At 47.2% G+C, this 22,239-nt stretch carries 18 protein-coding genes; 8 read left to right on the top strand and 10 right to left on the bottom strand.

What is annotated here, in order from left to right:
• The first annotated feature begins 30 nt into the window (after nt 1-30).
• Together FK220_RS15800 and FK220_RS15795 are read left to right on the top strand one after the other, a co-directional pair.
• The gene (locus FK220_RS15800) at nt 31-393 is read left to right on the top strand and encodes a Na(+)-translocating NADH-quinone reductase subunit F (RefSeq protein ID WP_152575318.1); all 363 of its coding nucleotides are present in this window, start codon (nt 31-33) and stop codon (nt 391-393) included.
• Nucleotides 371-1,459, top strand: a complete 1,089-nt coding sequence (locus FK220_RS15795) for an FAD:protein FMN transferase (RefSeq protein WP_238719064.1) — start codon at nt 371-373, stop codon at nt 1,457-1,459. Before FK220_RS15800 ends, FK220_RS15795 begins: the two co-directional genes overlap by 23 nt.
• Here FK220_RS15795 and FK220_RS15790 read toward each other — a convergent pair whose 3' ends face one another.
• The 3 genes from FK220_RS15790 to gpmI form a co-directional block, all read right to left on the bottom strand.
• Entirely contained in the window at nt 1,460-2,224 is a 765-nt protein-coding gene (locus FK220_RS15790; RefSeq protein WP_152575317.1) for a class I SAM-dependent methyltransferase, read from the bottom strand.
• Between the two features lie 78 nt (nt 2,225-2,302).
• Nucleotides 2,303-3,118, bottom strand: coding sequence for a type I methionyl aminopeptidase (gene map / locus FK220_RS15785; protein ID WP_152575316.1), 816 nt, complete (start codon nt 3,116-3,118; stop codon nt 2,303-2,305).
• A 33-nt stretch (nt 3,119-3,151) separates the two neighbouring features.
• Nucleotides 3,152-4,669, bottom strand: coding sequence for a 2,3-bisphosphoglycerate-independent phosphoglycerate mutase (gpmI, locus tag FK220_RS15780; RefSeq protein WP_152575315.1), 1,518 nt, complete (start codon nt 4,667-4,669; stop codon nt 3,152-3,154).
• A 215-nt stretch (nt 4,670-4,884) separates the two neighbouring features.
• Between gpmI and FK220_RS15775 the strand changes: the two genes are divergently transcribed.
• Nucleotides 4,885-5,271 (top strand): ankyrin repeat domain-containing protein, encoded by a 387-nt coding sequence (locus FK220_RS15775; RefSeq protein WP_152575314.1) that lies wholly within the window; start codon nt 4,885-4,887, stop codon nt 5,269-5,271.
• Between the two features lie 115 nt (nt 5,272-5,386).
• Here the strand turns inward: FK220_RS15775 and FK220_RS15770 are convergent, their stop codons facing one another.
• The 7 genes from FK220_RS15770 to FK220_RS15740 form a co-directional block, all read right to left on the bottom strand.
• Nucleotides 5,387-5,554, bottom strand: coding sequence for a DUF6747 family protein (locus FK220_RS15770; RefSeq protein ID WP_166204955.1), 168 nt, complete (start codon nt 5,552-5,554; stop codon nt 5,387-5,389).
• Nucleotides 5,555-5,800: 246 nt separating this feature from the next.
• Nucleotides 5,801-6,565, bottom strand: a complete 765-nt coding sequence (locus tag FK220_RS15765) for a M48 family metalloprotease (RefSeq protein WP_152575313.1) — start codon at nt 6,563-6,565, stop codon at nt 5,801-5,803.
• Between the two features lie 39 nt (nt 6,566-6,604).
• The gene (locus tag FK220_RS15760; protein WP_152575312.1) at nt 6,605-7,339 is read right to left on the bottom strand and encodes a M15 family metallopeptidase; all 735 of its coding nucleotides are present in this window, start codon (nt 7,337-7,339) and stop codon (nt 6,605-6,607) included.
• Between the two features lie 232 nt (nt 7,340-7,571).
• A complete protein-coding gene (locus FK220_RS15755; protein WP_166204953.1) occupies nt 7,572-8,729 on the bottom strand; it encodes a gliding motility-associated C-terminal domain-containing protein in 1,158 nt (385 codons plus the stop codon).
• 19 nt (nt 8,730-8,748) lie between these two features.
• The gene (locus tag FK220_RS15750; RefSeq protein ID WP_152575310.1) at nt 8,749-11,334 is read right to left on the bottom strand and encodes a collagen-like protein; all 2,586 of its coding nucleotides are present in this window, start codon (nt 11,332-11,334) and stop codon (nt 8,749-8,751) included.
• Nucleotides 11,335-11,837: 503 nt separating this feature from the next.
• Nucleotides 11,838-13,010: a gliding motility-associated C-terminal domain-containing protein gene (locus FK220_RS15745; RefSeq protein WP_238719063.1), complete on the bottom strand. Its 1,173-nt coding sequence runs from the start codon at nt 13,008-13,010 to the stop codon at nt 11,838-11,840.
• A gap of 9 nt (nt 13,011-13,019) precedes the next feature.
• Nucleotides 13,020-17,000, bottom strand: coding sequence for a vacuolar protein sorting family 37 protein (locus FK220_RS15740; RefSeq protein ID WP_152575309.1), 3,981 nt, complete (start codon nt 16,998-17,000; stop codon nt 13,020-13,022).
• A gap of 367 nt (nt 17,001-17,367) precedes the next feature.
• On the opposite strand from FK220_RS15740, the gene FK220_RS15735 reads away from it, so the two are divergent.
• The 5 genes from FK220_RS15735 (at nt 17,368) to FK220_RS15715 (ending at nt 22,233) form a co-directional block, all read left to right on the top strand.
• Nucleotides 17,368-18,129 carry a carboxypeptidase-like regulatory domain-containing protein gene (locus FK220_RS15735; RefSeq protein WP_152575308.1) on the top strand — a complete coding sequence of 254 codons (762 nt, stop codon included), beginning with the start codon at nt 17,368-17,370 and terminating at the stop codon, nt 18,127-18,129.
• Nucleotides 18,116-18,889 carry a carboxypeptidase-like regulatory domain-containing protein gene (locus FK220_RS15730; protein WP_166204951.1) on the top strand — a complete coding sequence of 258 codons (774 nt, stop codon included), beginning with the start codon at nt 18,116-18,118 and terminating at the stop codon, nt 18,887-18,889. Before FK220_RS15735 ends, FK220_RS15730 begins: the two co-directional genes overlap by 14 nt.
• 54 nt (nt 18,890-18,943) lie before the next feature.
• Entirely contained in the window at nt 18,944-19,444 is a 501-nt protein-coding gene (locus tag FK220_RS15725) for a DUF6702 family protein (protein WP_166204949.1), read from the top strand.
• A gap of 61 nt (nt 19,445-19,505) precedes the next feature.
• Nucleotides 19,506-21,812, top strand: coding sequence for a M1 family metallopeptidase (locus FK220_RS15720; RefSeq protein ID WP_152575306.1), 2,307 nt, complete (start codon nt 19,506-19,508; stop codon nt 21,810-21,812).
• A gap of 82 nt (nt 21,813-21,894) precedes the next feature.
• On the top strand, nt 21,895-22,233 hold the full coding sequence (locus FK220_RS15715) for a Sec-independent protein translocase subunit TatA/TatB (RefSeq protein WP_152575305.1): 339 nt from the start codon (nt 21,895-21,897) through the stop codon (nt 22,231-22,233).
• Nucleotides 22,234-22,239 lie beyond the last annotated feature (6 nt).

Here is a 22,239-nt window from a genome sequence, read left to right as displayed (position 1 = left end):
TATCGGTTTTTTTAATTGAGACGCATTGATATGAAAGAACTGACAGAGCAAGAGTTGCATAATTTGGCAATGAACATCGTAGGCAGGCAGCTAGAAGCCGATGGCTTTGAATTCATGGCTGTCAATAGTGAACTTAAAAAGAACCCCCAGTTTGTTTGCCTGAAAAATAAAAAGCTGCATTTTGTGGTAGTGAAGAGTATTTCATACCCGGGCGACCCCAAGGACATCGAGTTCTACAGGGGCGATTTGAACAAGATGAAAGAGCATGCCTTGAAATTCGAAGCAGATACGTTTTATGCGCCCGTGGGATTGGTGAACGCCGCAGATTACAACTTGCCCGTTTATTTGAACGAAGAATATATTGTCGATTATGATGGACTTATACAAATTTGACAAAGTGCTTGGCACTGTTGACCAAAGGCAGTGGTTCGGAAAAGCGATAAAGCACTTTGTTTTGGCGGTGGTGGCAACTGCTTTTGCCGCCTTTTTGTTTTCCTGTGGGGACCAAAACTCCCAAATTGTACAAAATGAAAATACGGGCGGTGCCTTGGGAACCTCTTATAGTATCATCTATCAATCGGACAGGGAACTGGATTTTCAAGACGAGATCGATTCGGTCTTCAGGGCCGTGAACCAATCGCTATCTACCTACATCGGCGACTCGGATATTTCCAAAATCAACCAGGGAGACACTACCATTGTGGTCGATGATATGTTCCGGGAGGTTTTTGAGCTTTCCAAAGAGGTGCACCACAAGACCGATGGCTATTTCGACCCCACGGTGGGTGTTCTGGTCAATGCGTGGGGGTTTGGTCCGGAGCGGAAAATGACGATGGATAGCACCCGTGTGGATAGCCTTCTTGCCTATGTGGGTTTTGATAAGGTAAGTCTATCGGAAAATGGACGGGTCAAAAAAGAGAATCCGACCATTTATTTCGATTTCAACGCCATAGCCAAAGGCTATGCCATCGATCGATTGGCTCGAATGATGGATGGGATGGGTATCCAAAATTACCTGCTTGAAGTTGGGGGGGAGTTGGTCGCTAAAGGGGAGAACCGCATGAAGAAGCAACCTTGGGTAGTAGGTATCGATGACCCACAGGTAGAAGTGGGTAGGAGACTCAAACTGATGTTGCATTTAAAAAACCGGGCCTTGGCCTCTTCGGGTAATTATCGAAAATTTCGGGTAGACTCTATCTCTGGTGAGAAATACGTGCATACCGTAGACCCCAAAACCGGGTATACCAAAAATGCAAATACGCTAGCGGCAACGGTTTTGGCAACTAATTGCGCAGAGGCCGATGCCTATGCCACTGCTTTTATGGCGATGAACCTAGAGGATGCACTTGCTTTCTTAATGAAGCATAAGGGATTGGATGCCTACATCATCTATCTAGAGAACGGCGAGACCAAAGAGTTCATGACCGATGGGTTCAAAGAGTTGGTGGTCGTAAATTGATTATTTTCGAACCAAAGGGATAATCTCCCCTTTTGCCAACCGATATTTTTCGACCTCTTCCGGGCCCAGTTGTTTCGTATAGTCCACCTCGTTCACTTGAAAGCCTACCGATCGTAATTTGTCAAAATAATCCCTTCCATAAATGCGAACGTGATCGTACTGTCCAAAAATTTTGGCCCGCTCCTTTTTGTCGGTGATACTGTTATCCTCAAAAGTGGTTTCGCGGTGTAGGTCTTGTGGAATTTGGAAGATGCCCCAGCCGCCGGGTCTTAGTATTCTGAAAAGTTCCTGCATTGCCCTTGTATCATCAGGAATATGTTCCAACACATGGTTACATAAAATCACATCGAAGGAGTTGTCCTCAAAAGGGAGATTGCAGATATCCGCTTTTACATCCGCCAAAGGCGATAACAGATCCGTCGTGAGGTAATCGAGATTTTTGAGTTTTCCGAATCGCTTATAAAATGCCTGTTCCGGAGCAAAATGAAGTACTTTGAGCGGGTCTTCAAAAAAATTGGTTTCGTTCTTCAAGTACAACCAGAGCAGTCGATGGCGCTCCAACGATAGGGTAGAGGGTGACAATACGTTCTCACGCGGGTTCTCATAGCCATAGGGGAGAAAACTTCGAAAGTGCTTTCCATCGATGGGATCGGTATACTTATCCCCTTTGAAATACCACGCAAATAAAGGACGGGCGTAATAACTCAACTTAATAAGGAGCGGTCGGGGAATGAGGTTCAGTATGAATTTGAACAGCTTGGACACGAATTCTTGCTTCTATTAGACTGTAGTACTGCAACGCTTTAAGAACGATAGTTACCTCTATTGGATAACCCCTTGCTATCAGGCATTCGTTTGTCGCCTGAATTCTTCCTCTTCATCGCTTGAGATTCCCAGGGCATCATAGATGTACTTGAAAGTGGACAAAAGCTCTGGTCGGCCGTTAACGATGGCCACGTTGTGCTCGAAATGGGCGCTGGGTTGCCCATCTGCCGTTAAGATGGTCCAGCCATCCTTCAGTTGTTTTATCCGTCGTGTACCCATGTTGATCATAGGTTCAATGGCTACGACCATGCCCTCTACGAATTTCTTGCCTCTTCCACGTTTGCCATAGTTCGGCATCTCGGGACCCTCATGCAATTTGGTCCCCAAACCGTGGCCCACCAATTCACGCACGACGCCGTACCCATGACTTTCACAGTGGTTTTGAATGGCATAGGCGACATCGCCGACACGGTTGCCCACCCGAAACTCCCGGATACCTAGATACAGGGATTCTTTGGTAACCCGCAATAGTTTTTTGGTTTCTTCGGCCACTTCGCCCACCTCAAAAGTGTAAGCGTGATCACCATAATATCCATTTTTAAGGGAACCACAATCCACTGAAATGATATCCCCATCCTTCAGGGGTTCGTTGTTGGGGATACCATGCACCACCTGGGCATTGGGGCTCATGTTGAGGGTATTTGGGAAATCGTACATTCCCAAAAAACCAGGTTCGGCACCTTGTTCCCGAATAAATTCCTCTGCCAGTTTGTCCAAATATAAAGCCGTGACCCCGGGTCTGATTTCCGAGGCGAGCATGCCTAGGGTTTTCGACACGACCAACGCGCTTTCGCGCATCAGTTCAATTTGTTCCGGTGTTTTAATCTTGATCATAGTCGGCAAAGGTAAAATATTTGAAGCGGAGACTTATACCAGGGGTTTTTGGGTCATCAATTCAGGTTGTGGAATACCCATCAGTTTGAGAATGGTAGGGGCAATGTCGCCTAACACACCGTCTTCAATATCCTTAAGTTCGTCATCCACTAAAATCAGTGGTACGGGATTGGTGGTATGCGCCGTATTCGGACTCCCATCAGGATTGATCATTGTATCGCAATTTCCGTGGTCTGCAATGACAATGGAGCTATATCCGTTTTCCAATCCGGCCATGACCACGGTCTTGGCACAGCTATCGACCACTTCGCAGGCCATGATGGCAGCCTGCATGTCACCCGTGTGCCCCACCATATCGGGGTTCGCAAAATTTAGGCAAACAAAATCCGCATCTCCTTTTTCCAACTCGGGTACGATTGCATCCCGAATCTCATAGGCGCTCATCTCCGGTTTTAAATCGTAGGTGGCCACTTTAGGCGAAGGACATAAAATACGTTTTTCCCCCTCGAAGGGTTCCTCCCTTCCTCCATTAAAGAAAAAGGTGACGTGGGGGTACTTTTCCGTTTCGGCGATTCGTATCTGTTTTTTTCCTGCCTTCGCCAACACCTCCCCTAGGGTTTCTTCGATATTATCCTTGTCATAGATCACATGTACACCTTCGAAAGTGTCATCATAGTTGGTCAAGGTTACGTAGAACAAGTCTAACTTATGGGCATTCTGTTCGTGGAAGTCTGCTTGGCTCAGCATTTGTGTAAGTTCTCTTCCCCGGTCGGTCCGAAAGTTAAAGAATAGTACCACATCCCCGTCTTTGATGGTCGCCAGGGGGTTTCCGTCAACATCGGTCATTACAATAGGCTTGATAAATTCATCCGTGATGTTGTTATCATAACTTTGTTGCACTGATTCAGCAATGTCCGTTGACTTTTCCCCCGTACCATTTACCAGCAGGTCGTAGGCCAATTTTACCCGCTCCCAACGCTTGTCCCTATCCATAGCATAGTACCTTCCGATAACAGAAGCTAGTTGGGCATGTTTCCCAGAGCAAAAACTAACCAAGTCCCCTAGAAAGCCTTTGCCACTTTGAGGATCTACGTCCCTACCATCGGTAAAGGCATGTACGAACATTTTTTCGACACCATATTCCTCGCCAGCTTCCAAAAGGCCTTTTAGGTGAGAGATGTGACTGTGCACCCCGCCGTCGCTTAGGAGGCCCAGGAAGTGTACGGGCTTATGGTTTTCCTTGGCATAGGAAAAAGCTGCCTGCAGTACTTTTTCGTCCTTTAACGTACGCTCTGTTACCGCCCGATTTATTTTGGCCAGATCTTGGTAAACGATACGGCCGGCTCCCAGGTTCATGTGCCCCACTTCGCTGTTGCCCATTTGTCCTTCCGGAAGCCCCACGTTCATACCATCTGTAAGAAGATTTGCGTTCGGATATCGCTCGTAGAGCGAGTCGATGAACGGGGTATGTGCGTTGGCTATGGCGGAGACCTTCGGATCGGGAGACTTTCCCCAACCGTCTAGGATCATCAGGATTACTTTCTTGTTCATGGCGATGTACTTTAAAGGCGCTGCAAAAGTAGCCCTCTTTAACAAGTTTTTCAATAAATAGTCCCTCCTTTTTGGTTTACAGAGGCGAATGAGGTGAATCCTTTGTTCTATATGTTAAAATTAAGTGAATTAACGTTTCGGGATGAAACAAAAAGAAATAGAGTCCGTCTATATATGTATAAGTAATACTTATTCATCAATCAAAATCATTCATCATGAGAAAAACAGTGTTAACCCTGACTCTTGCCCTGTTGGCAATGGTCACCAGTATGTCTGCTGCCAGCGGCAGTGAGACAGCAACCGCTATTGAAACCAACGACTGCTATGTTGTCGGTATTAACTCTTTCTGTAAGGCCATCATGGAAGGGGATATTGAAACGGTAAAACGTATGATCGAGTTAGGCGAAGATGTGAACAAAAAATCCTTGGGGATGACCCCCGCTATTTTTGCCGCCCGCTATAACAAAGCGGAAATTCTAAAAATTTTGATTGAAAATGGTGCCGACCTTAATCGCAAATGCGATAAGGGTTGGACCGCACAAAAACATGCCGAACTTTCCAATGCCCAAGATGCATTGGAAGTGCTCCGGGAAAACATTTGATAGCTAAAAGTTTATTCATCAATCAAAAAACCCCATAGGAAACACCTACGGGGTTTGTTTTTTTGATGTATTTGCTTCAAATAGTGTTCACGTAAAAGAGCAAATCGTTCAGGAGTTAAAATTCGAATCCGTTCAAAGCCCTATCCATCAAGGCATACACCGCCATGAAGAGCATAAAGGCTGCAAAAACCGAATAAATTTTCAGGAGAATGACCGCCACTTGTGGCTTACAATCCTCAAAAGCCTGTTCGTACAAATTTCTAAAATGCAATAGTGTTCCCATTATAGTTTAATTTAAATGATTAAAATAAAGCTATAAGGATTAAATCTGAGGCAATAACAACATTTGGGATAATCAAATATAACAAAAAAAAGCCAAAAATGGTTTGATTTTCAGTTCACTAACGACCGTTTATCGAAAATAGGAAGCGCTTCGTCGTATAAGATGACGACCGATTTCTTGCAATCGTGCAAAGCATGTATGTGCAGCGGATAACACACCTGTCTTACATGGATAGTGTTCGCAGAACTATTGTGTGCGATACCGTTCTATTGCTTCCTTGATTTTTTCGATTCGGTTTTCGGGATCGGGATGGGTACTTTGAAATTCGGGAACCCGATTGGGTCCGGCCGCTGCTTTTAGGATTTGCATCACCTTGATCATTTCCTCGGGATTATATCCAGCCTGTATCATGAACAAGACGCCCAGTTCGTCACTTTCAAGTTCATCTCCGCGGCCATTTTTCAGCAAGGTATTCTGCCCTATTCCGCCGACTAGTCCGCCCATGTCCCCACCGACGGAGGCGCCCATGGTGACCGTTCTCCAGAAATCACTCTCCGCAATCCGTTCCGCGGAGTGTCTTCCGATGACGTGCCCGATCTCATGTCCTAGGACACCTGCTAGTTGGGATTCGTTCAGTTGTGAAAAAAGGGCATAGGTGATGAAGCACTGCCCACCGGGTAAGGCAAAGGCATTGATGGTTCGGTCATCGGCCAAGAGGTGGAAATCAAATTGGTACGGCGTTTCCCTAGCCATACTGTTACGTACCAATTTATTGCCGACCGCGTCTACAAAGGCCTGTAACCTTTCATCGGGATAGAGCCCACCGTGTTGCTGGGCCATTTCCGGGGCACTTTGTAGGCCAATGGCAATTTCTTGTTCCGGGGTCATATTAATGGTCTGAACCCTTCCCGTGTACGGATTTTCCTCTTTGCTGCTGCATTTTTTGACGAAGGCGAATGCAACAATGGCCAAACCTATGAAAATGCGAATTTTCCAGCTACTTCTTCTCATGTCCTACGGTGTTCAAGTACTGGTCAATATACGAAAGACTTACAAAAGTTCTGTGTTGATGTCCAAAATATTATCCTGAATGTAGTTGGTCAAAAACCCATTGGTAAAGTGTTCGCTTCCCAGAAAATCTTCTTTCTCCAGGAGTTGTAGAATGTTCTTTCGGCGAAACTGGGTCAACATCGGGATCGAAATAGGGGCATAGCTATAGTGCCAAGGTTCGTATTTGAACCCTTTTCTTTTTGGATCATCGGTATAGACCAGATAAAAATCGAATTTTTTGGAATGCTCGTCCATCCATTTTTTGAACTCCTCAAAAGGACCTCCCTGCCCGAACTTTTCAGGCACCAACACATCGCCGTTCACCTTTTTGTTTCCATCGACGATATCGATATCGGTTCCCCAGTGATGCCTGCTCGTACCGGGGATGGTAGAATATTCAATGATTTTGTCGATGGCGTCTATGGGTTTCATATTGTCGTCATCGGTGTATCGGATGTATTTTCGCTCCCAGATATTGGCCTGACGGGCAAAACTCCGATAGCTCGAAACGATTTTAATGTCGATACCATCCCCATAGGCCGCTTTCTTCATTTCTACAAAGGCATCATGGGCCGCTGGCCTAAGGTTGATGCCTTCCCCGACCAATTCCAGATCGCTTTTTCCCATCAATTCAAGAATGGAGTATTCGATTTCCTGTGTAAACGATAGATGGGGCAATGCAGTCAGACCCAGACCTGCCATACCGGTTTTTTTCAAGAACGATCTTCGTTGCATATCGTTAGTTTAGTTTAAAAATTTTAGTTATCTATATAACCCGAATATCGCAAAAATGTTGCCAAAGGCATTCGACTCCTTTTCCATACGACGTTTACCAAGATGAGGCCTGTCCCAAATATAAGAAGTATTTTATCAAAAAGTCATCAATGTCGCCCTTGCGGTGGCGAAAGGAAGTACATTCTATCGGGCCTACAGTTGGCTACCGTCATATTTTGTTGAATGGGGACGTCTACAAAGCAAGATAAAAGTATCCTTGATATTGCTGGTTGAGGTCTTTGACGTCAAGAATATAAAAGTAAACCCCCTTTGGCAAAGCTTTGTTTTTATGGCCAAGGCCCCTGTTGGCTATACCACTAAATTCATTTCTATAATTCGTTTTTTCATAAACCAACATTCCCGATCGATTAAAGATCCTGAACTCGTTATTGGGCGATTGTTCTATGATTTTTAGGTCAAAGAAATCGTTGATTCCGTCTCCGTTGGGTGTGAGCACATAATTGCCCGGTAAATTAGCCTTGAGATCAAAAAGGAATCCCAAGGTAAAGATTTCATAGTCGTTGGCGTTAAAGGTGTTCGAGGTTACCAACCCTTCGGCCGTATCCCCATCGCAGGAGGTATTTCCCAAATTAACCCATCGCTTGTCTTTTTTATTCCAACCCGAAACTGTTACATGCTCTATATTTTTCACCTGTGAAGAGAGATTGCATTTCGCATTCCAGGTAAGTGAAATTTGTACCATCCCCGAAGTATTCAACCTCCAGAATTCCTCATCATAAATACTTCCCAGACTACTATCCCTTTTCCTGATATCGAAACTTTCGTAAAAGCTCTCAGGGGCATTGGGATTTTCACGAAAAAACTCGCATTTCGCCAAAAATGCGCCATCGATAAATCTAACTTTCAGCGGCCTAATGATTTCATCGTATCCTACGGGGAAACGGAACTCTTTTTGTCCCTCCACGGCCACATGACCATCTATTTTAGTGCGGTTCATTTCCCCGTCATAAATGGCCTCGTCCATGAGTTTGACATAGACATTCTGGTTGTTTCTATCGGCCTTGATATCACCGTATATGAAATTCAGGGAGTTACTGATAATAATGGGAAGATTTATGTTCAGGTGGCTTTCAACGGCTAGTTCAAAGTCATAAAAAGTTGGACTGAAGCCCCCGGAAATAGATAACCCACCCTCGTCTTGGTAGAAACCCACCAAACCTTTGTTTTGGTCAAAAGAATGGTCATTGATAAAGGGGGCATGAAAACCGATCTGGCCTTTTTTGTGCAGTTGTAAACCCCCATAATTGTGGATGGCCGCTTCCTGTGCCATGCACAAAACAGCACTAAGGGAAAGTGCAAGGGTAAGTAGCTGATTTTTTCTTTTATCCATTATTTGATGTTTTGAGTGCTTAGCGATACGCCTCAAAAATGACGAGTACCCCATCGAGGTAGTTATCGGTTTTTATTTTGAATCCATTGGCGTTAAAACTGTCAACGCGGGCCGAAGTCAGACCGAGTTTATCGCCGTTTTGATTGGAATATCGTAACCCTATGCTATGGTTACTCGAGGCGTACCTTGAGATATCATTGATGGAGTTTCCACTTCCACCAATATAAATCACTTGCTGTGTTATCGAGTTCCCATCGTTTCTGGCGAAGCCTTTCATAGTGCCATAGGCATTTGAAACGCCACCGTCATTATTTCGAGTACCGTTGTCCGAGTCAATATCGGATCCTTCAATATTGGCAAAAGCTGTAAACGTTATCGACGAAGGTTCAAAAGGCAAGTCCGATATGACTACGGTACCTTTGTTACTGATCATAAAGGAACCTACATAAAAGCTCGGAAGGTCGGCGGCGGAATCGCCTTTCTCCCCTTTTTCACCTTTCTCTCCCTGGATGCCCTGTTCGCCTCTGGGACCTGTTTCGCCAATGTCACCCTTCTCTCCCTTAGGTCCTGTAGCTCCGGTATCCCCTTTGTCTCCTTTCTCTCCTTGGATTCCCTGTTCGCCTTTTGGACCTGTTTCACCGGTGTCCCCTTTTTCCCCTTTTTCACCCTTTTCCCCTTGGATTCCCTGCTCGCCTGTGGGACCGGTTTCCCCAGTGTCGCCCTTCTCACCTTTAGATCCTGTGGCTCCGGAATCCCCTTTATCTCCTTTTTCTCCTTGGATTCCCTGCTCTCCTTTGGGACCGATTTCCCCGGTGTCACCCTTGTCTCCTTTTTCACCCCGGATGCCCTGCTCGCCTCTGGGCCCTGTTTCGCCAATGTCGCCCTTCTCTCCCTTAGGCCCTGTAGCTCCGGTATCTCCTTTTTCTCCTTGGATTCCCTGCTCGCCTTTGGGACCTGTTTCCCCGGTGTCGCCCTTGTCTCCTTTTTCCCCTTGGATTCCCTGCTCGCCTTTGGGACCGGTTTCCCCAGTGTCGCCCTTCTCACCTTTAGGTCCTGTAGCTCCGGTATCTCCTTTTTCTCCTTGGATTCCCTGTTCACCTCTAGGTCCCGTAGCTCCGGTATCTCCTTTTTCTCCTTGGATTCCCTGTTCACCTCTAGGTCCCGTAGCTCCGGTATCTCCTTTTTCTCCTTGGATTCCCTGCTCGCCTCTGGGCCCTGTTTCGCCAATGTCGCCCTTCTCTCCCCTAGGTCCTGTAGCTCCGGTATCTCCTTTTTCTCCTTGGATTCCCTGCTCGCCTCTGGGCCCTGTTTCGCCAATGTCGCCCTTCTCTCCCCTAGGTCCTGTAGCTCCGGAATCCCCTTTATCTCCTTTATCTCCTCGGATTCCCTGCTCACCTTTGGGACCGGTTTCCCCGGTGTCGCCCTTGTCTCCTTTTTCTCCTTGGATTCCCTGCTCTCCTTTGGGACCGATTTCCCCGGTGTCACCCTTGTCTCCTTTTTCACCTTGGATTCCCTGCTCGCCTCTGGGCCCTGTTTCGCCAATGTCGCCCTTCTCTCCCCTAGGTCCTGTAGCTCCGGAATCCCCTTTATCTCCTTTCTCTCCTCGGATTCCCTGCTCACCTTTGGGACCGGTTTCCCCGGTGTCGCCCTTGTCTCCTTTTTCTCCTTGGATTCCCTGCTCGCCTCTGGGCCCTGTTTCGCCAGTGGCGCCCTTCTCACCTTTAGATCCTATGGCTCCGGAATCCCCTTTATCTCCTTTTTCTCCTTGGACGCCCTGCTCGCCTTTGGGACCGGTTTCCCCGGTGTCGCCCTTGTCTCCTTTCTCGCCCTTTTCTCCTTGGATTCCCTGTTCACCTCTAGGTCCCGTAGCTCCGGTATCTCCTTTCTCTCCTTGGACGCCCTGCTCACCTTTGGGACCTGTTTCCCCGGTGTCGCCCTTGTCTCCTTTCTCGCCCTTTTCTCCTTGGATTCCCTGTTCACCTCTAGGTCCCGTAGCTCCGGTATCTCCTTTCTCTCCTTGGACGCCCTGCTCACCTTTGGGACCTGTTTCCCCGGTGTCGCCCTTGTCTCCTTTCTCTCCTTGGATTCCCTGCTCGCCTCTGGGCCCTGTTTCGCCAATGTCGCCCTTCTCACCTTTAGGTCCTATGGCTCCGGAATCCCCTTTATCTCCTTTTTCTCCTTGGATTCCCTGCTCGCCTTTGGGACCGGTTTCCCCGGTGTCGCCCTTGTCTCCCTTAGGTCCTACAAGGTTTGCTGTTGTTAGGGTCGATCCATTAGGATTGGTAATCGTAAATGTTCCATCGGCATGTTCTTGAAACGAAATACTCGTCCCGCTGCCATTTTTGCATAGACTGTTCCACTTTCGCCCATCGTAATGATACACGCAAGAGGCATCGGTATTGTAGACCACGGCCCCTGCCAAGGGCTTGATTTTTTCCATCAGGGCAGTATTGACGCGGGAAAGCACCAATGCCTTGTTTCTGCTCTCTAACTCCAAGAGGGACGAACCATCGATTTGGTCGGGACTATCCCCGACTTTTAATTGCGCAATCGTATGGTTTGCGACCAATAAGAGAAAAACAAATGCTAGTTTCTTAAAGTTCATGATGTCATTTTTGTAGGTTGATATAGTCGATAAATGGGTTTAGTAATGCGGCTCCTTGTTGTGCGAGGTAGAAGAAACCTGGATATTTCTTGTTTGGATGTTTCAGACCCACCAGGTAATAATGAATACCATTGGTGAGGGTTTCACCCGTTCTTATGATGGCTTTATTCGGAATTCCGAAGATTGTATCTTGGTTGTAGGTTCACTCAAAAACCTACCAGCCCTGTTTGTTGAAGATATGAGGCTCATTATTTGGGGGATTTGGGGGTTCATTCTAATTTGGAAAACTAGTAATAAACCGGCCAGCAATTTAATTTTTGTTGTGAAAACGTAAGAAAAGTATGTAAAATATATAAAAGAAGAGATTACAAATATAGTAGACGTTATATTTTGAACGATAAGAAAGGTATTTTACCTATTTTTTTGACTGTTGGTCGAAGTAGTACACTTGCGTAACCAAAACGTTTCTTCCCGGACAAAGGATTCTGTTGTCAGGTATCGTTTTACCTTCTGGCGGAGAGGTAGAGAAACCCCTGAAACTCCAAACCCAGGTCATGCAGGGTGGCAACGTAAAAATAGACGCCCGAGGGGAGTCCTTTCTCCTTGTTGATGACCACGGTTCCCGTGGTGGCAAACCCATCGAATTCGTCAGTGTAATTGTCCTTTTCAAATACCTTTAACCCGAAGCGGTCAAAAATTCGTACGGTATTATTCGGTGATTGTTCCAATTCCGGGATTTCCAGCACATCGTTACGGCCATCTCCGTTGGGGGTAACCAAATAATTTCCCAAATCCAGGGCCTCCAAAGGTTCGCCGGCCCCACCAAAAGTAATGATCTCATAGTCGTCGGGCACAAAGGAAATAGAAGTGGTAAATCCTTCGGTAAGGTCTCCAACCCCTCCGGAATTCCCGAGGCTTACCCATTGATTCGCTGATTTGCTCCATCCTACGGGAACAATGGTCGTTACATCATCGGTCAGGGCCGCCATATCGCTTTGGGCATTCCAACTTATTTGGATGGTCGAGGGTACGCTGCCTTCCAACCGCCAAAATTCCCGGGTGCTGATTTCGCCCAGGCTGGCTGGTTTATTCTGGGTGTCAAAAGAGGTGGCGAAGGTGGTCGGATTGTTAGGGTCTTCCGAAAAGTAGGCACAATTTGCGAACGCATTGACCCCTTGTGATTCCAAAATCAGGGGTCGCAACTGTTGAAAATCGCCCACGGGAAACGTGAAATTCTGTTGTTGGGTAATGCTGGCATATCCATCGACCTTATTGATATCGCCCTCACCGTTATAGAAGGCGTTTTCCAAAAAATTCAGGGTCACCGTAGATTCTTCCCTTGGAGTAAGGACATTGCCAGTGATGAAATTGGCGTTGTTGGAAACATTGAGGCTGGTTCGAAGTACGGTTGCGATCGATGTGGCAAATTCCACATCGTTAAAGGTGGCCGGTACCGCACCGGACACATCGATGGTATTATCGCCGTAAAAACCGACCAGTCCCTGGTTCTCATCAAGGATTCCGTTGTTGATCAAGTCGGTATGGAACCCCAGTTGTCCGTTTTCATGGATACGGAGATTCCCAGCATTCTGAAGGGCCGTTTGGGCGTGGGAGGTACCTGCTAGCAGTACGACCAGCCCAAAAAAACAGCGTCTGTGGATAGTTTCCATTTTCATAATCTCCGTTTATTCATTTTCTTTTGAACTCAATAATGCCTCTATGCTCGCGAGGCGCTTTTGTAGCATATTGACTTCGTTTTTCAGTTCTACGTTCTGCGATTGGAGGCCTTCGATTTGTTTTTGCTGCTCGATGGTGTGTAAAAAGAGTTCTTCAATTTTTTCGAGGTTTTTAAGATTGGACTCGCTCAGATTCCAAATACCAGTCTTCTTAGCCTCTGCCGCCGACCGTATACCGGGAAGGTGTTTATTTGTTCTTACAAATGCCTCGATTTCCTCCAATGTTTTAAACTGATATGAGTTGTCAATATCGGAGTAGCCATCAAAATATTTTTCAAATACGTAATCGGGTACATCTAAGGTTATGGCTCCCGAAATGAAATCACCGGAAGCTCTTATATTGCCCAACACGTCTAATCTTTCGGAAGGTGTGTTAATACCGATTCCTACGTTTTGACTTGGATTAATTGTTAGGGCCTCAACGCTTCCAGTGGAAAATCTCAGAAAATCAGTATTACCGCCTCGCCACATCCCTGTATCCGAATCATTGGTGAAGGCATAGGAAGGTTCATCTACTGTACCGTTCGAGTTTGCATAACCTTGGGATCTTACCTCACCGGAGACGTCCAATTTCCTCTGTGGATTATTAGTGCCTATTCCAAGTCTGTTGTTGGAGGCATTCCAGAACAGTTCTGTATTGTTGTCCGTCGGTACACCAGAACCGTCGGCAAAAAATAAGGACCCGGTAGTTCCGGTTATGGAACTTGAAACAGACAAATCAAAGTCGTTCCCGGTAGCTGTTACCGTCACCGAACCGTCGGTTGACGTAATCGTTTGAATTTCATTAGTGTCATCGGTATCATCGTCCAGTCCCTCGGAGGCCGCGATGGCGGCCGCCAGTTCCGTCTCCGTAGCGAAATCGCCAAGGTCCACGTCCTGGTTGTTCCCACCCTCAATTCCGATGGTCAGGGTCTCTCCCGTCAGGATGGAGCCCTCGATGTTCTGGTCGTCGGTACTGCCGCCTGGGACGGAGAGGTCGTAGTCGTTCCCGGACGCCGTGACGGTCACCGAACCGTCGGTGGAAGTTATGGTCTGGATTTCGTTTGTATCGTCGGTATCATCGTCCAGTCCCTCGGAGGCCGCGATGGCGGCCGCCAGTTCCGTCTCCGTAGCGAAATCGCCAAGGTCCACGTCCTGGCTGTTCCCACCCTCAATTCCGATGGTCAGGGTCTCTCCCGTCAGGATGGAGCCCTCGATGTTCTGGTCGTCGGTACTGCCGCCTGGGACGGAGAGGTCGTAGTCGTTCCCGGACGCCGTGACGGTCACCGAACCGTCGGTGGAAGTTATGGTCTGGATTTCGTTTGTATCGTCGGTATCATCGTCCAGTCCCTCGGAGGCCGTGATGGCGGCCGCCAGTTCCGTCTCAGTTGCGAAGTCGCCCAGGTCGACGTCCTGGTTGTTACCGCCCTCAATTCCAATGGTCAGGGTCTCTCCCGTCAGGATGGAGCCCTCGATGTTCTGGTCGTCGGTACTGCCGCCTGGGACGGACAGGTCGTAGTCGTTCCCGGACGCCGTGACGGTCACCGAACCGTCGGTGGAAGTTATGGTCTGGATTTCGTTTGTATCGTCGGTATCGTCGTCCAGGCCTTCCGAGGCCGTGATGGCGGCTGCCAGTTCCGTCTCAGTTGCGAAGTCGCCCAGGTCGACGTCCTGGTTGTTACCGCCCTCAATTCCAATGGTCAGGGTCTCTCCCGTCAGGATGGAGCCCTCGATGTTCTGGTCGTCGGTACTGCCGCCTGGGACGGACAGGTCGTAGTCGTTCCCGGACGCCGTGACGGTCACCGAACCGTCGGCGGAAGCGATGGTCTGGATTTCATTGGTAGCATCATCATCGGGATCATCGTAAAGTGCCCCCCCATCAGTTCCAGTAGTAATCGAGTTGGGTGTATCTGTGCTTACATTAATTGATGCTATTCCAACAAGCGCATTGATGGCCTCCTGCACCGTGGTCTCGTCGGCAAGGTCGCCGTCGATATCAACGGGTGTCGCAAGATTCACTTCCGCATCAGTCTGGTCATCGCTGCTAGTTGCTATAAGAGCGTTGATTGCCTCTTGCACGGTTGTTTCAGGGGCTAGGTCGCCGTCGATATCAACGGGTATTGCAAGATTCACCTCGGCATCGGTCTGAATTTCATTGGTCGCATCGTCGTCCGGGTCGTTGTAAAGCGCCCCACCATCAACCCCGGCAGTAATAGAGTTCGGGGCATCGGTGCTAACGATTACTTGATTGGAAGCGGTAATCGCTGCTGTGAGTTCCGCATCCGTGGCGAAGGCCAGATCCAGGTCAACTGGTGGTACGATATTCGCACCTTCGGCGATGTTCAGTTCGGTACCGGTAAGGTTGAAACTCGTTATCAACTCATCATTCGGATTGGCCGCACCTCCCGAGGATATGCCGTCAATTTCGATCTGGAGCTCTTCGATGGCAGCCTGTACATTATCACTGGTAGTTCCTCCTGTTGGTGCGAAAGTAACGTCAGCCGCAGCGGGGTTTCCTCCCGGGGTCACGGTCACCCATTCAACGTCTCCGGCAGCATTGGTGGTCAGGAATTGGTCAGGGGTCGCGGAAGGTTCGATTTTGATCGGGCCTATGGCTCCGTCGGCTACCTGAAACTCGTTCCCGGCTTGCCCGTCACCCACAATGGTAACTTGGTCGGCCAACTCCGTTGTACCTCCTCCCGGGGCTACGCTAACCCATTCCACATCTCCGACGGTATTGGTAACGAGGAATTGATTGGGCGTGGGAGAGGGTTCAATCTTAATCGGACTTATACCTCCATCAACGACGGATAATGGTGTAGTATCCCCATCCCCAACAATGGTAGTGCCATCTGTGGTTACGGTACCTCCGCTGCCAGGTGGCAGGTCGTCCCAAACTACGTCACCAGCCGCATTGGTAGTCAAAATTTGACCCGCGATAGGGGAAGGTTCTATTGTAAAGGGATCGGCCGCTGTTCCATCGCCGGTGAGGGTAGTACCGTCTACCACCTCCGTAGTCCCACTGCCTGCTCCTAAATCTGATAAAAGTACTTGACGCTGTATTCCGCCTTCGGTCAATATCAAATTTGCCCCCACCACTTCAAACTGTGTGATGATGTCGTCTGTGGCATCAGCATCCCCGATGGTAAAACTTTCCAGGTCGATTTCATCCGGGGGTCCTACGGGATTGGACAGCGTCAATACATTATCTGTCAGTGATAGATTCTGGAGCTCGTTTTCAGGATTCCCATCCAAATCGTTGGCAATCGCCGTCGTATTGGTGGCAATGGCATCTATCAAAGGCTGGTCGTCATAGAAAGCCCGGCCATCGTTGTCGGGTAAAATGGCATTATCGGGGTCCTCGCTCACTGCACCGGGAATATCGGCGGCGGTAATAAATGGCACATCGTTGATAAAGAAACTCAAGGGGAGGCTATCGCGATCAATGGCAAAGGGGCCGACGGCGTTTTCGCTCATCGCAACTTTACCTACGGAGTTCCTGGCCAACTTGTTAGCTCCGATGGAATTGTCATTAATGTCGACCCCGAAGATGCCCCCATCCACTATCTGCTCCGAGCGAATGCTGTTCGGTGCTACCTCAATGTTGTTGCCATCGTCTGTCTGGGTCAACACAATGGTACTAACGGAATTGACAATCGGGTCGGTGGTCACGTTGATACTGGCACCTTCACATAGATTCACCCATTGCGTGCCATCGTAGTAGTATACACATTGGGTATCCGTATTGTACACCATGGCACCCGGTGAGGGAAGAATAGCTTCCATCTGTGGCGTAGTGACCCGGGTGATGACCAGTGCCATTGTATTGCTTTCAAGTTCCAATAGGGAAGCGGGGTCGATGGTCTGGGGGTTGTCACCGATCTTCACTTGACCATGGCTCATAATACAAAAAACCAAACCAATTAAAACAGACAATCCCTGTGCTCTCATAAACAACGCTATTAGATTATTTTCGATACGGCGGGGCTAACAAAAATATAATTATCTTACCAGTTACCTAGTTTTATTAGTTAAATTGGACACGGTTCCGGTTGAACAGAGGGTTATAATCGTTAAACGGCCCTCTCTGTTTACCGGTGTGGGCTTCGAATCATTTTTTACGGTGCCTAATAACTATGGCCGATTGGACCGGGACTTCGGAACAAATTAACAAAAGTTTAGAGGTGAGGGCTTTTTTATCCCCCTAACTTATATTTTCTTTATCCTTGCGAAAAATGCCATCCCGATACTTCGATAGTCCCGATTGAATCCGATGTGCTTCCAAGCTGTCCGTTTTGGAACAGATAAACAATTACGAATGAAAACAACTACAATTCGATATACCCTATTCTTCCTCCTTACTTTTTTAGCAACGCTTACCGTAATCGGGCAAGAAGACCGTGTGCTATTGCGAGGGCAGGTCATTTATCGCAATGTAAACGTACCGAACGAGAACGTCATCAATATAACTACGGAAAGCGCTACCATTACAGATGATAACGGAAGGTTTGCAATTAGGGTCAAAGAAGGGGACGAACTGGCTTTCACAGCGGTGAATTACCAACTAATGGTGGTGAAGATTACCGATGAAATATTGGAGAATAACCGATTGGTGGTCGAGGTGAATGAAAAGGTGACCGAGTTGGATGAGGTCATTGTGACCCCGGAAGAGCAGGAGCGATTTTTGCAGGTAAAGAGCAACGAGTTTAAAAAGTACGAATACGAAACCGACCGCTCTACGGAGGTTCAAAACATCGCACGATCACAGATTGAAAGGGGCATGACCGATGGTGTCAATTTTGTAAATATTTTTAAGGCGCTTTTGAAGGCCGGGTCCAAAGAGAAGGAAACCGAGAGAACTCCGCTGAAATTAAGTGATGTGTTACGACAAGTCTACGATGATGAGTTTTTCGTGGTCGATCTAAGAATTCCACAGGATAAGATAGATAGTTTTTTATTGTACGTAGATACGAAGACACCGGCACAGTCCCTGTTGAAAAAGGACAACGAGTTTCAGCTGATCGACTTTCTGGTCACCCATAGTAAAACATACTTGGAAGAGTTGAATGCCGAAAAATAAGTTTCTCCTACTTGCTTTCTTATTGATAGGGTGTACCATGGGTGCACAGACCGTACTTTCCAAAAAATTGGAAGGAAGGGTCTATAGCAAGGATGGGGACGTGGCAGCAACACATGTATTGAACATCAGCTCACAACGGGCTGCAATTACCGATATCGACGGGTATTTTTCGATTACCGCCAAATTAAACGATACCATCGTTTTTTCGGCAGTACAATTCCAAAGAAAGGAGTTGGTAGTGACCCTTGAAATGCTAGAGAGCAGGTTTCTCTCCATTCCCCTGGAAGAAGCAATCAATGAGTTGGACGAGGTTATCGTAATGCCCTACAACCTTACCGGCGACATGCGACGCGATGCAGATCGGATTCAGACCGGTCCCGTTGTTACCGCATCTACCTTAAATCTGCCCAATGCCTATGTTGAACTTCCCAATCAGACAGAACGCCAATTGATGACCGCTACCGATGCCAGAAGCGTTGATTTCGTTTTCAATGCGATATCCGGGCGAACAAAGCGTTTAAAACGGTTGGTCGGTGTCGAAAAAAAATACGCACGTACAGAACGGGTACGCGCATTTTATGCCGATTCCTTGATTGTGAGCGATTTGAGGATTCCTCGAGACAAAATCGACGATTTTATGTATTTCTGCGAGGTAGATACCGGTTTTCAAGAGGCAGTGGACTCCAAAGACCAACTAAAAATATGGGAAATGATGCGAAAAAGAAGTCTGCTCTATCGCAAAAACAATGGGTTGGATTAAGAACTGATTTTTGGCACATGATTTGTTTATTTTTGCTTTAAATAATTGCTACCAATGCGCAAGAAAGGTCTTTTGTTTCTGTTACTGCCCCTACTGGCGTTCACAACGGTCCACAAATTTTATGTGAGCGTGACGAATATCGGGTATTCCGAAAAGGATAACGCGCTTCAAATTACCAGTAGGCTTTTTATCGATGATATGGAACAGGTATTGCAGGAGCGGTACGATATCAAAGGTAACTTGGCCACCGAGGAGGAGTCGGAATTGGCCCGTGACTATCTTGAAAAATATTTGAGGGCCAAATTCGTCGTAGAAGTGAATGGGGAGGTCAGGGATTTTACCTTTTTGGCGAAAAAGTACGATAATGACGTGATGGTCTGTTACTTGGAAGTTCCGGATGTCGAATTGTCACAAACGAAATCAATACAGGTACAAAATGAAATTCTGACCGACCTGTTCGATGAGCAACAAAATGTCGTACATTTTAAGATTAACGGAAACAAAAAAAGCTTTGTCCTCATCAAAGAGAATAATAAAGGAATGTTAAACTTGTAACATTCATAACCAAATCCTATAAAAAATTTTATTTTACGCCGCTAAAAAAATGACAATAAAGATGACTAAAATCAAGTATTGCCTCATGTCGGCGTTGCTCCTTCTTGCAGCGGTGGCTACGGCCCAGGAGGAGGCTCCGAAAGAGAAGGAGCCAGGGCACACCAATCAGAGCAAATTTCAACAGCTATACGATTTGTTCTCTACCCCAAATACCTATCGTTCAGCCTCAGGGGCCCCAGGCCCCGATTACTATCAGCAGCAAGCGAATTATGTGATGGATATAGAGCTCGACGATAAAAACCATCGAATTTATGGGGAGGAGACAATTACTTATATCAACAATTCACCGGATGATTTGGAGTTTCTTTGGGTTCAGCTGGATCAGAACATCCGAACGAAAGATTCCAAGGCCAGATTAAAAAATGGGGGAGGTGTTCCCATGGCGGAAATGGCCGGCTCCTTTGCAGGAAAGTATATGGGAGAGCCTTTTGATGGTGGTTTCGTAATTGAGCATGTTAAGGATGGTGCGGGGAAACCGCTTCCTTACACTGTCAATTTTACCATGATGCGAATCGATTTGCCCCAACCCTTAAAAAGTAAGGAGCAGGTATCCTTTTCCATCAAATGGAACTTCAATATTCCAGACCATACGGTTGACCGGGCACGTTCGGGATACGAAGAATTCGCCGATGGTCATAGGGCCTATGTAATCGCCCAGTTCTTTCCCAGGATGGCCGTCTATAACGACGTGGAGGGATGGCAAAACCACCAGTTTTGGGGCAATGGCGAGTTTGCTCTCGTATTCGGGGACTATGAGGTAAACATTACTGTCCCTGCCGACCATGTATTGGACGCCACGGGGACCCTTCAGAATAGAAAGGAAGTTTTTTCAAAAGACATGATGAAGCGTTATGAGAAGGCTAAAAAGTCATATGACAAACCGGTCATAATCGTCACGCAGGAAGAAGCCGAGGAAGCTTCCAAAGGTTTTTCGGATGCCAAAAAAACATGGAGGTTTAAGGCTAAAAACGTACGGGATTATGCGTTTGCGACTTCTCGTCGATTCATTTGGGATATGCAGGCAGTGAAGGTCGGTAGCAAAGACGTGATGGCGGTATCGCTCTACCCTCCGGAAGGCAACCCGCTTTGGGAAGAGTACTCCACGAAAGCCGTGGCTCATACCCTGTTATCGTATTCTGCACATACCTTCGATTATCCTTATCCCAAAGCCATTTCGGTACATGCCAAAAATCAGGGAATGGAATATCCAATGATTTGTTGGAACTATGGCCGACCCAATGAAGACGGTACCTATTCAGACCGGGTCAAGTATGGTATGATCAGTGTGATCATCCACGAGGTGGGCCATAATTTCTTCCCCATGATCGTAAATTCCGATGAACGTCAGTGGGGATGGATGGATGAAGGCCTGGATACCTTTATGCAATATATGGCCGAGCAGGAGTTTGGTGAGAAGTTTCCGGACGCCATTGCACCCAATGAAAAATACCCATCGAGAAGGGGGGATCCGGCGAAAATCGTCCCTTACATGTCCGGAGACCAAAGCACGCTTTCCCCGATTATGTCGAATCCGGAGAATGTCTACCAATTAGGTCCGAATGCCTACGGAAAACCTGCCACCGCTTTGAACATTCTTCGGGAGACGGTCATGGGCAGAGAGTTGTTCGATCATGCCTTTAAGACTTATTCGAAAAGGTGGATGTTCAAACATCCTACGCCCGAGGATTTTTTTCGCACCATGGAAGACGCCTCTGCAGTAGATTTGGATTGGTACTGGAGATCGTGGTTCTATACCACCGACTACGTAGATATTGGGGTAAAGGGTATCAAAAAATATTATGTTTCGGACAAACCGACGAAAAAGATGCAGGAATATATGGCAGCCCGAAATATCACGGAAGCCGATTTACCCCCCTTGGTATATTTGGCCGAGGAAGGCAGCGAGGATTTTGACCCTGCCTTGAAAGGGAAGGCCCCATCGGAAAGTTCCAAGACGTTGAAAGAATTTATGATGGACAATATGACCGAGGCCGAACGCGCCCAGGTGAAGGAGCCCAAGTATTTCTATGAGGTAACCTACGACAAACCGGGAGGAATTCCGATGCCGTTGATCGTGGAATATACCTATGCCGACGGGACTACGGAAAATATCACCTATCCGCCGGAAATATGGAGAAAGAATGACAAGGAAGTAAGTGTGGTAATTTCGTCCCAGAAAGAGCTCACCGGTATCGTGGTAGACCCCAAGGCGGAAACTGCCGATATCGATACGACCAACAATTCGTGGCCCAAAAAAGAAGCGCCGTCGGAATTCGATAAGATAAAGGAAACTATTAAGGGTAAATAAGATTAAAATCTTTTAAGATATAAAGCCCTGTAATATACGGGGCTTTTTTAGTGGTGTCGCTTATCTTGATTATATTTGCATCATGTTATCAACGCATTTTTTATTTATCAGTGGAGCCGAAATCTTTTTCATCATGTTCATCGTGGTGATGGTATTCGGGGCCGATAAAATACCCGATATCGCAAGGGGGCTTGGAAAAGGCATGCGACAGTTGAAGGACGCGACCGAGGATATCAAACAAGAGATTCAACGAAGTGCCGATAAGCAAGGTATCGACACGAGTTTTGTGTCGGACATCAAAAAGGATATCGACGATGTAAAGAAAAACATCGGCTCCGGAATCGCCGATGATATCAAGAAGGAAATCGACCCTATCAAGAAGGGGCTTGACGATGTAGGCGGGACTATCAAACGAAGCTGATTCCTC

Origin of the sequence: Pelagihabitans pacificus (genome assembly GCF_009371985.2) — a bacterium.
GTDB lineage: Bacteria > Bacteroidota > Bacteroidia > Flavobacteriales > Flavobacteriaceae > Pelagihabitans > Pelagihabitans pacificus.
This window is presented reverse-complemented; position numbering and strand designations above follow the sequence as displayed.

Bases quoted from the DNA above. Each gene is read 5' to 3' on its own strand.
- FK220_RS15765 (WP_152575313.1), bottom strand. From the start codon at position 6,565: ATGAGAAGAAGTAGCTGGAAAATTCGCATTTTCATAGGTTTGGCCATT.
- map (WP_152575316.1), bottom strand. From the start codon at position 3,118: ATGATCAAGATTAAAACACCGGAACAAATTGAACTGATGCGCGAAAGC.
- FK220_RS15740 (WP_152575309.1), bottom strand. From the start codon at position 17,000: ATGAGAGCACAGGGATTGTCTGTTTTAATTGGTTTGGTTTTTTGTATT.
- FK220_RS15770 (WP_166204955.1), bottom strand. From the start codon at position 5,554: ATGGGAACACTATTGCATTTTAGAAATTTGTACGAACAGGCTTTTGAG.
- FK220_RS15745 (WP_238719063.1), bottom strand. From the start codon at position 13,010: ATGAAAATGGAAACTATCCACAGACGCTGTTTTTTTGGGCTGGTCGTA.
- FK220_RS15750 (WP_152575310.1), bottom strand. From the start codon at position 11,334: ATGAACTTTAAGAAACTAGCATTTGTTTTTCTCTTATTGGTCGCAAAC.
- FK220_RS15720 (WP_152575306.1), top strand. From the start codon at position 19,506: ATGACTAAAATCAAGTATTGCCTCATGTCGGCGTTGCTCCTTCTTGCA.
- gpmI (WP_152575315.1), bottom strand. From the start codon at position 4,669: ATGAACAAGAAAGTAATCCTGATGATCCTAGACGGTTGGGGAAAGTCT.
- FK220_RS15715 (WP_152575305.1), top strand. From the start codon at position 21,895: ATGTTATCAACGCATTTTTTATTTATCAGTGGAGCCGAAATCTTTTTC.
- FK220_RS15795 (WP_238719064.1), top strand. From the start codon at position 371: ATGATGGACTTATACAAATTTGACAAAGTGCTTGGCACTGTTGACCAA.
- FK220_RS15725 (WP_166204949.1), top strand. From the start codon at position 18,944: ATGCGCAAGAAAGGTCTTTTGTTTCTGTTACTGCCCCTACTGGCGTTC.
- FK220_RS15775 (WP_152575314.1), top strand. From the start codon at position 4,885: ATGAGAAAAACAGTGTTAACCCTGACTCTTGCCCTGTTGGCAATGGTC.
- FK220_RS15755 (WP_166204953.1), bottom strand. From the start codon at position 8,729: ATGGATAAAAGAAAAAATCAGCTACTTACCCTTGCACTTTCCCTTAGT.
- FK220_RS15800 (WP_152575318.1), top strand. From the start codon at position 31: ATGAAAGAACTGACAGAGCAAGAGTTGCATAATTTGGCAATGAACATC.
- FK220_RS15760 (WP_152575312.1), bottom strand. From the start codon at position 7,339: ATGCAACGAAGATCGTTCTTGAAAAAAACCGGTATGGCAGGTCTGGGT.
- FK220_RS15735 (WP_152575308.1), top strand. From the start codon at position 17,368: ATGAAAACAACTACAATTCGATATACCCTATTCTTCCTCCTTACTTTT.
- FK220_RS15730 (WP_166204951.1), top strand. From the start codon at position 18,116: ATGCCGAAAAATAAGTTTCTCCTACTTGCTTTCTTATTGATAGGGTGT.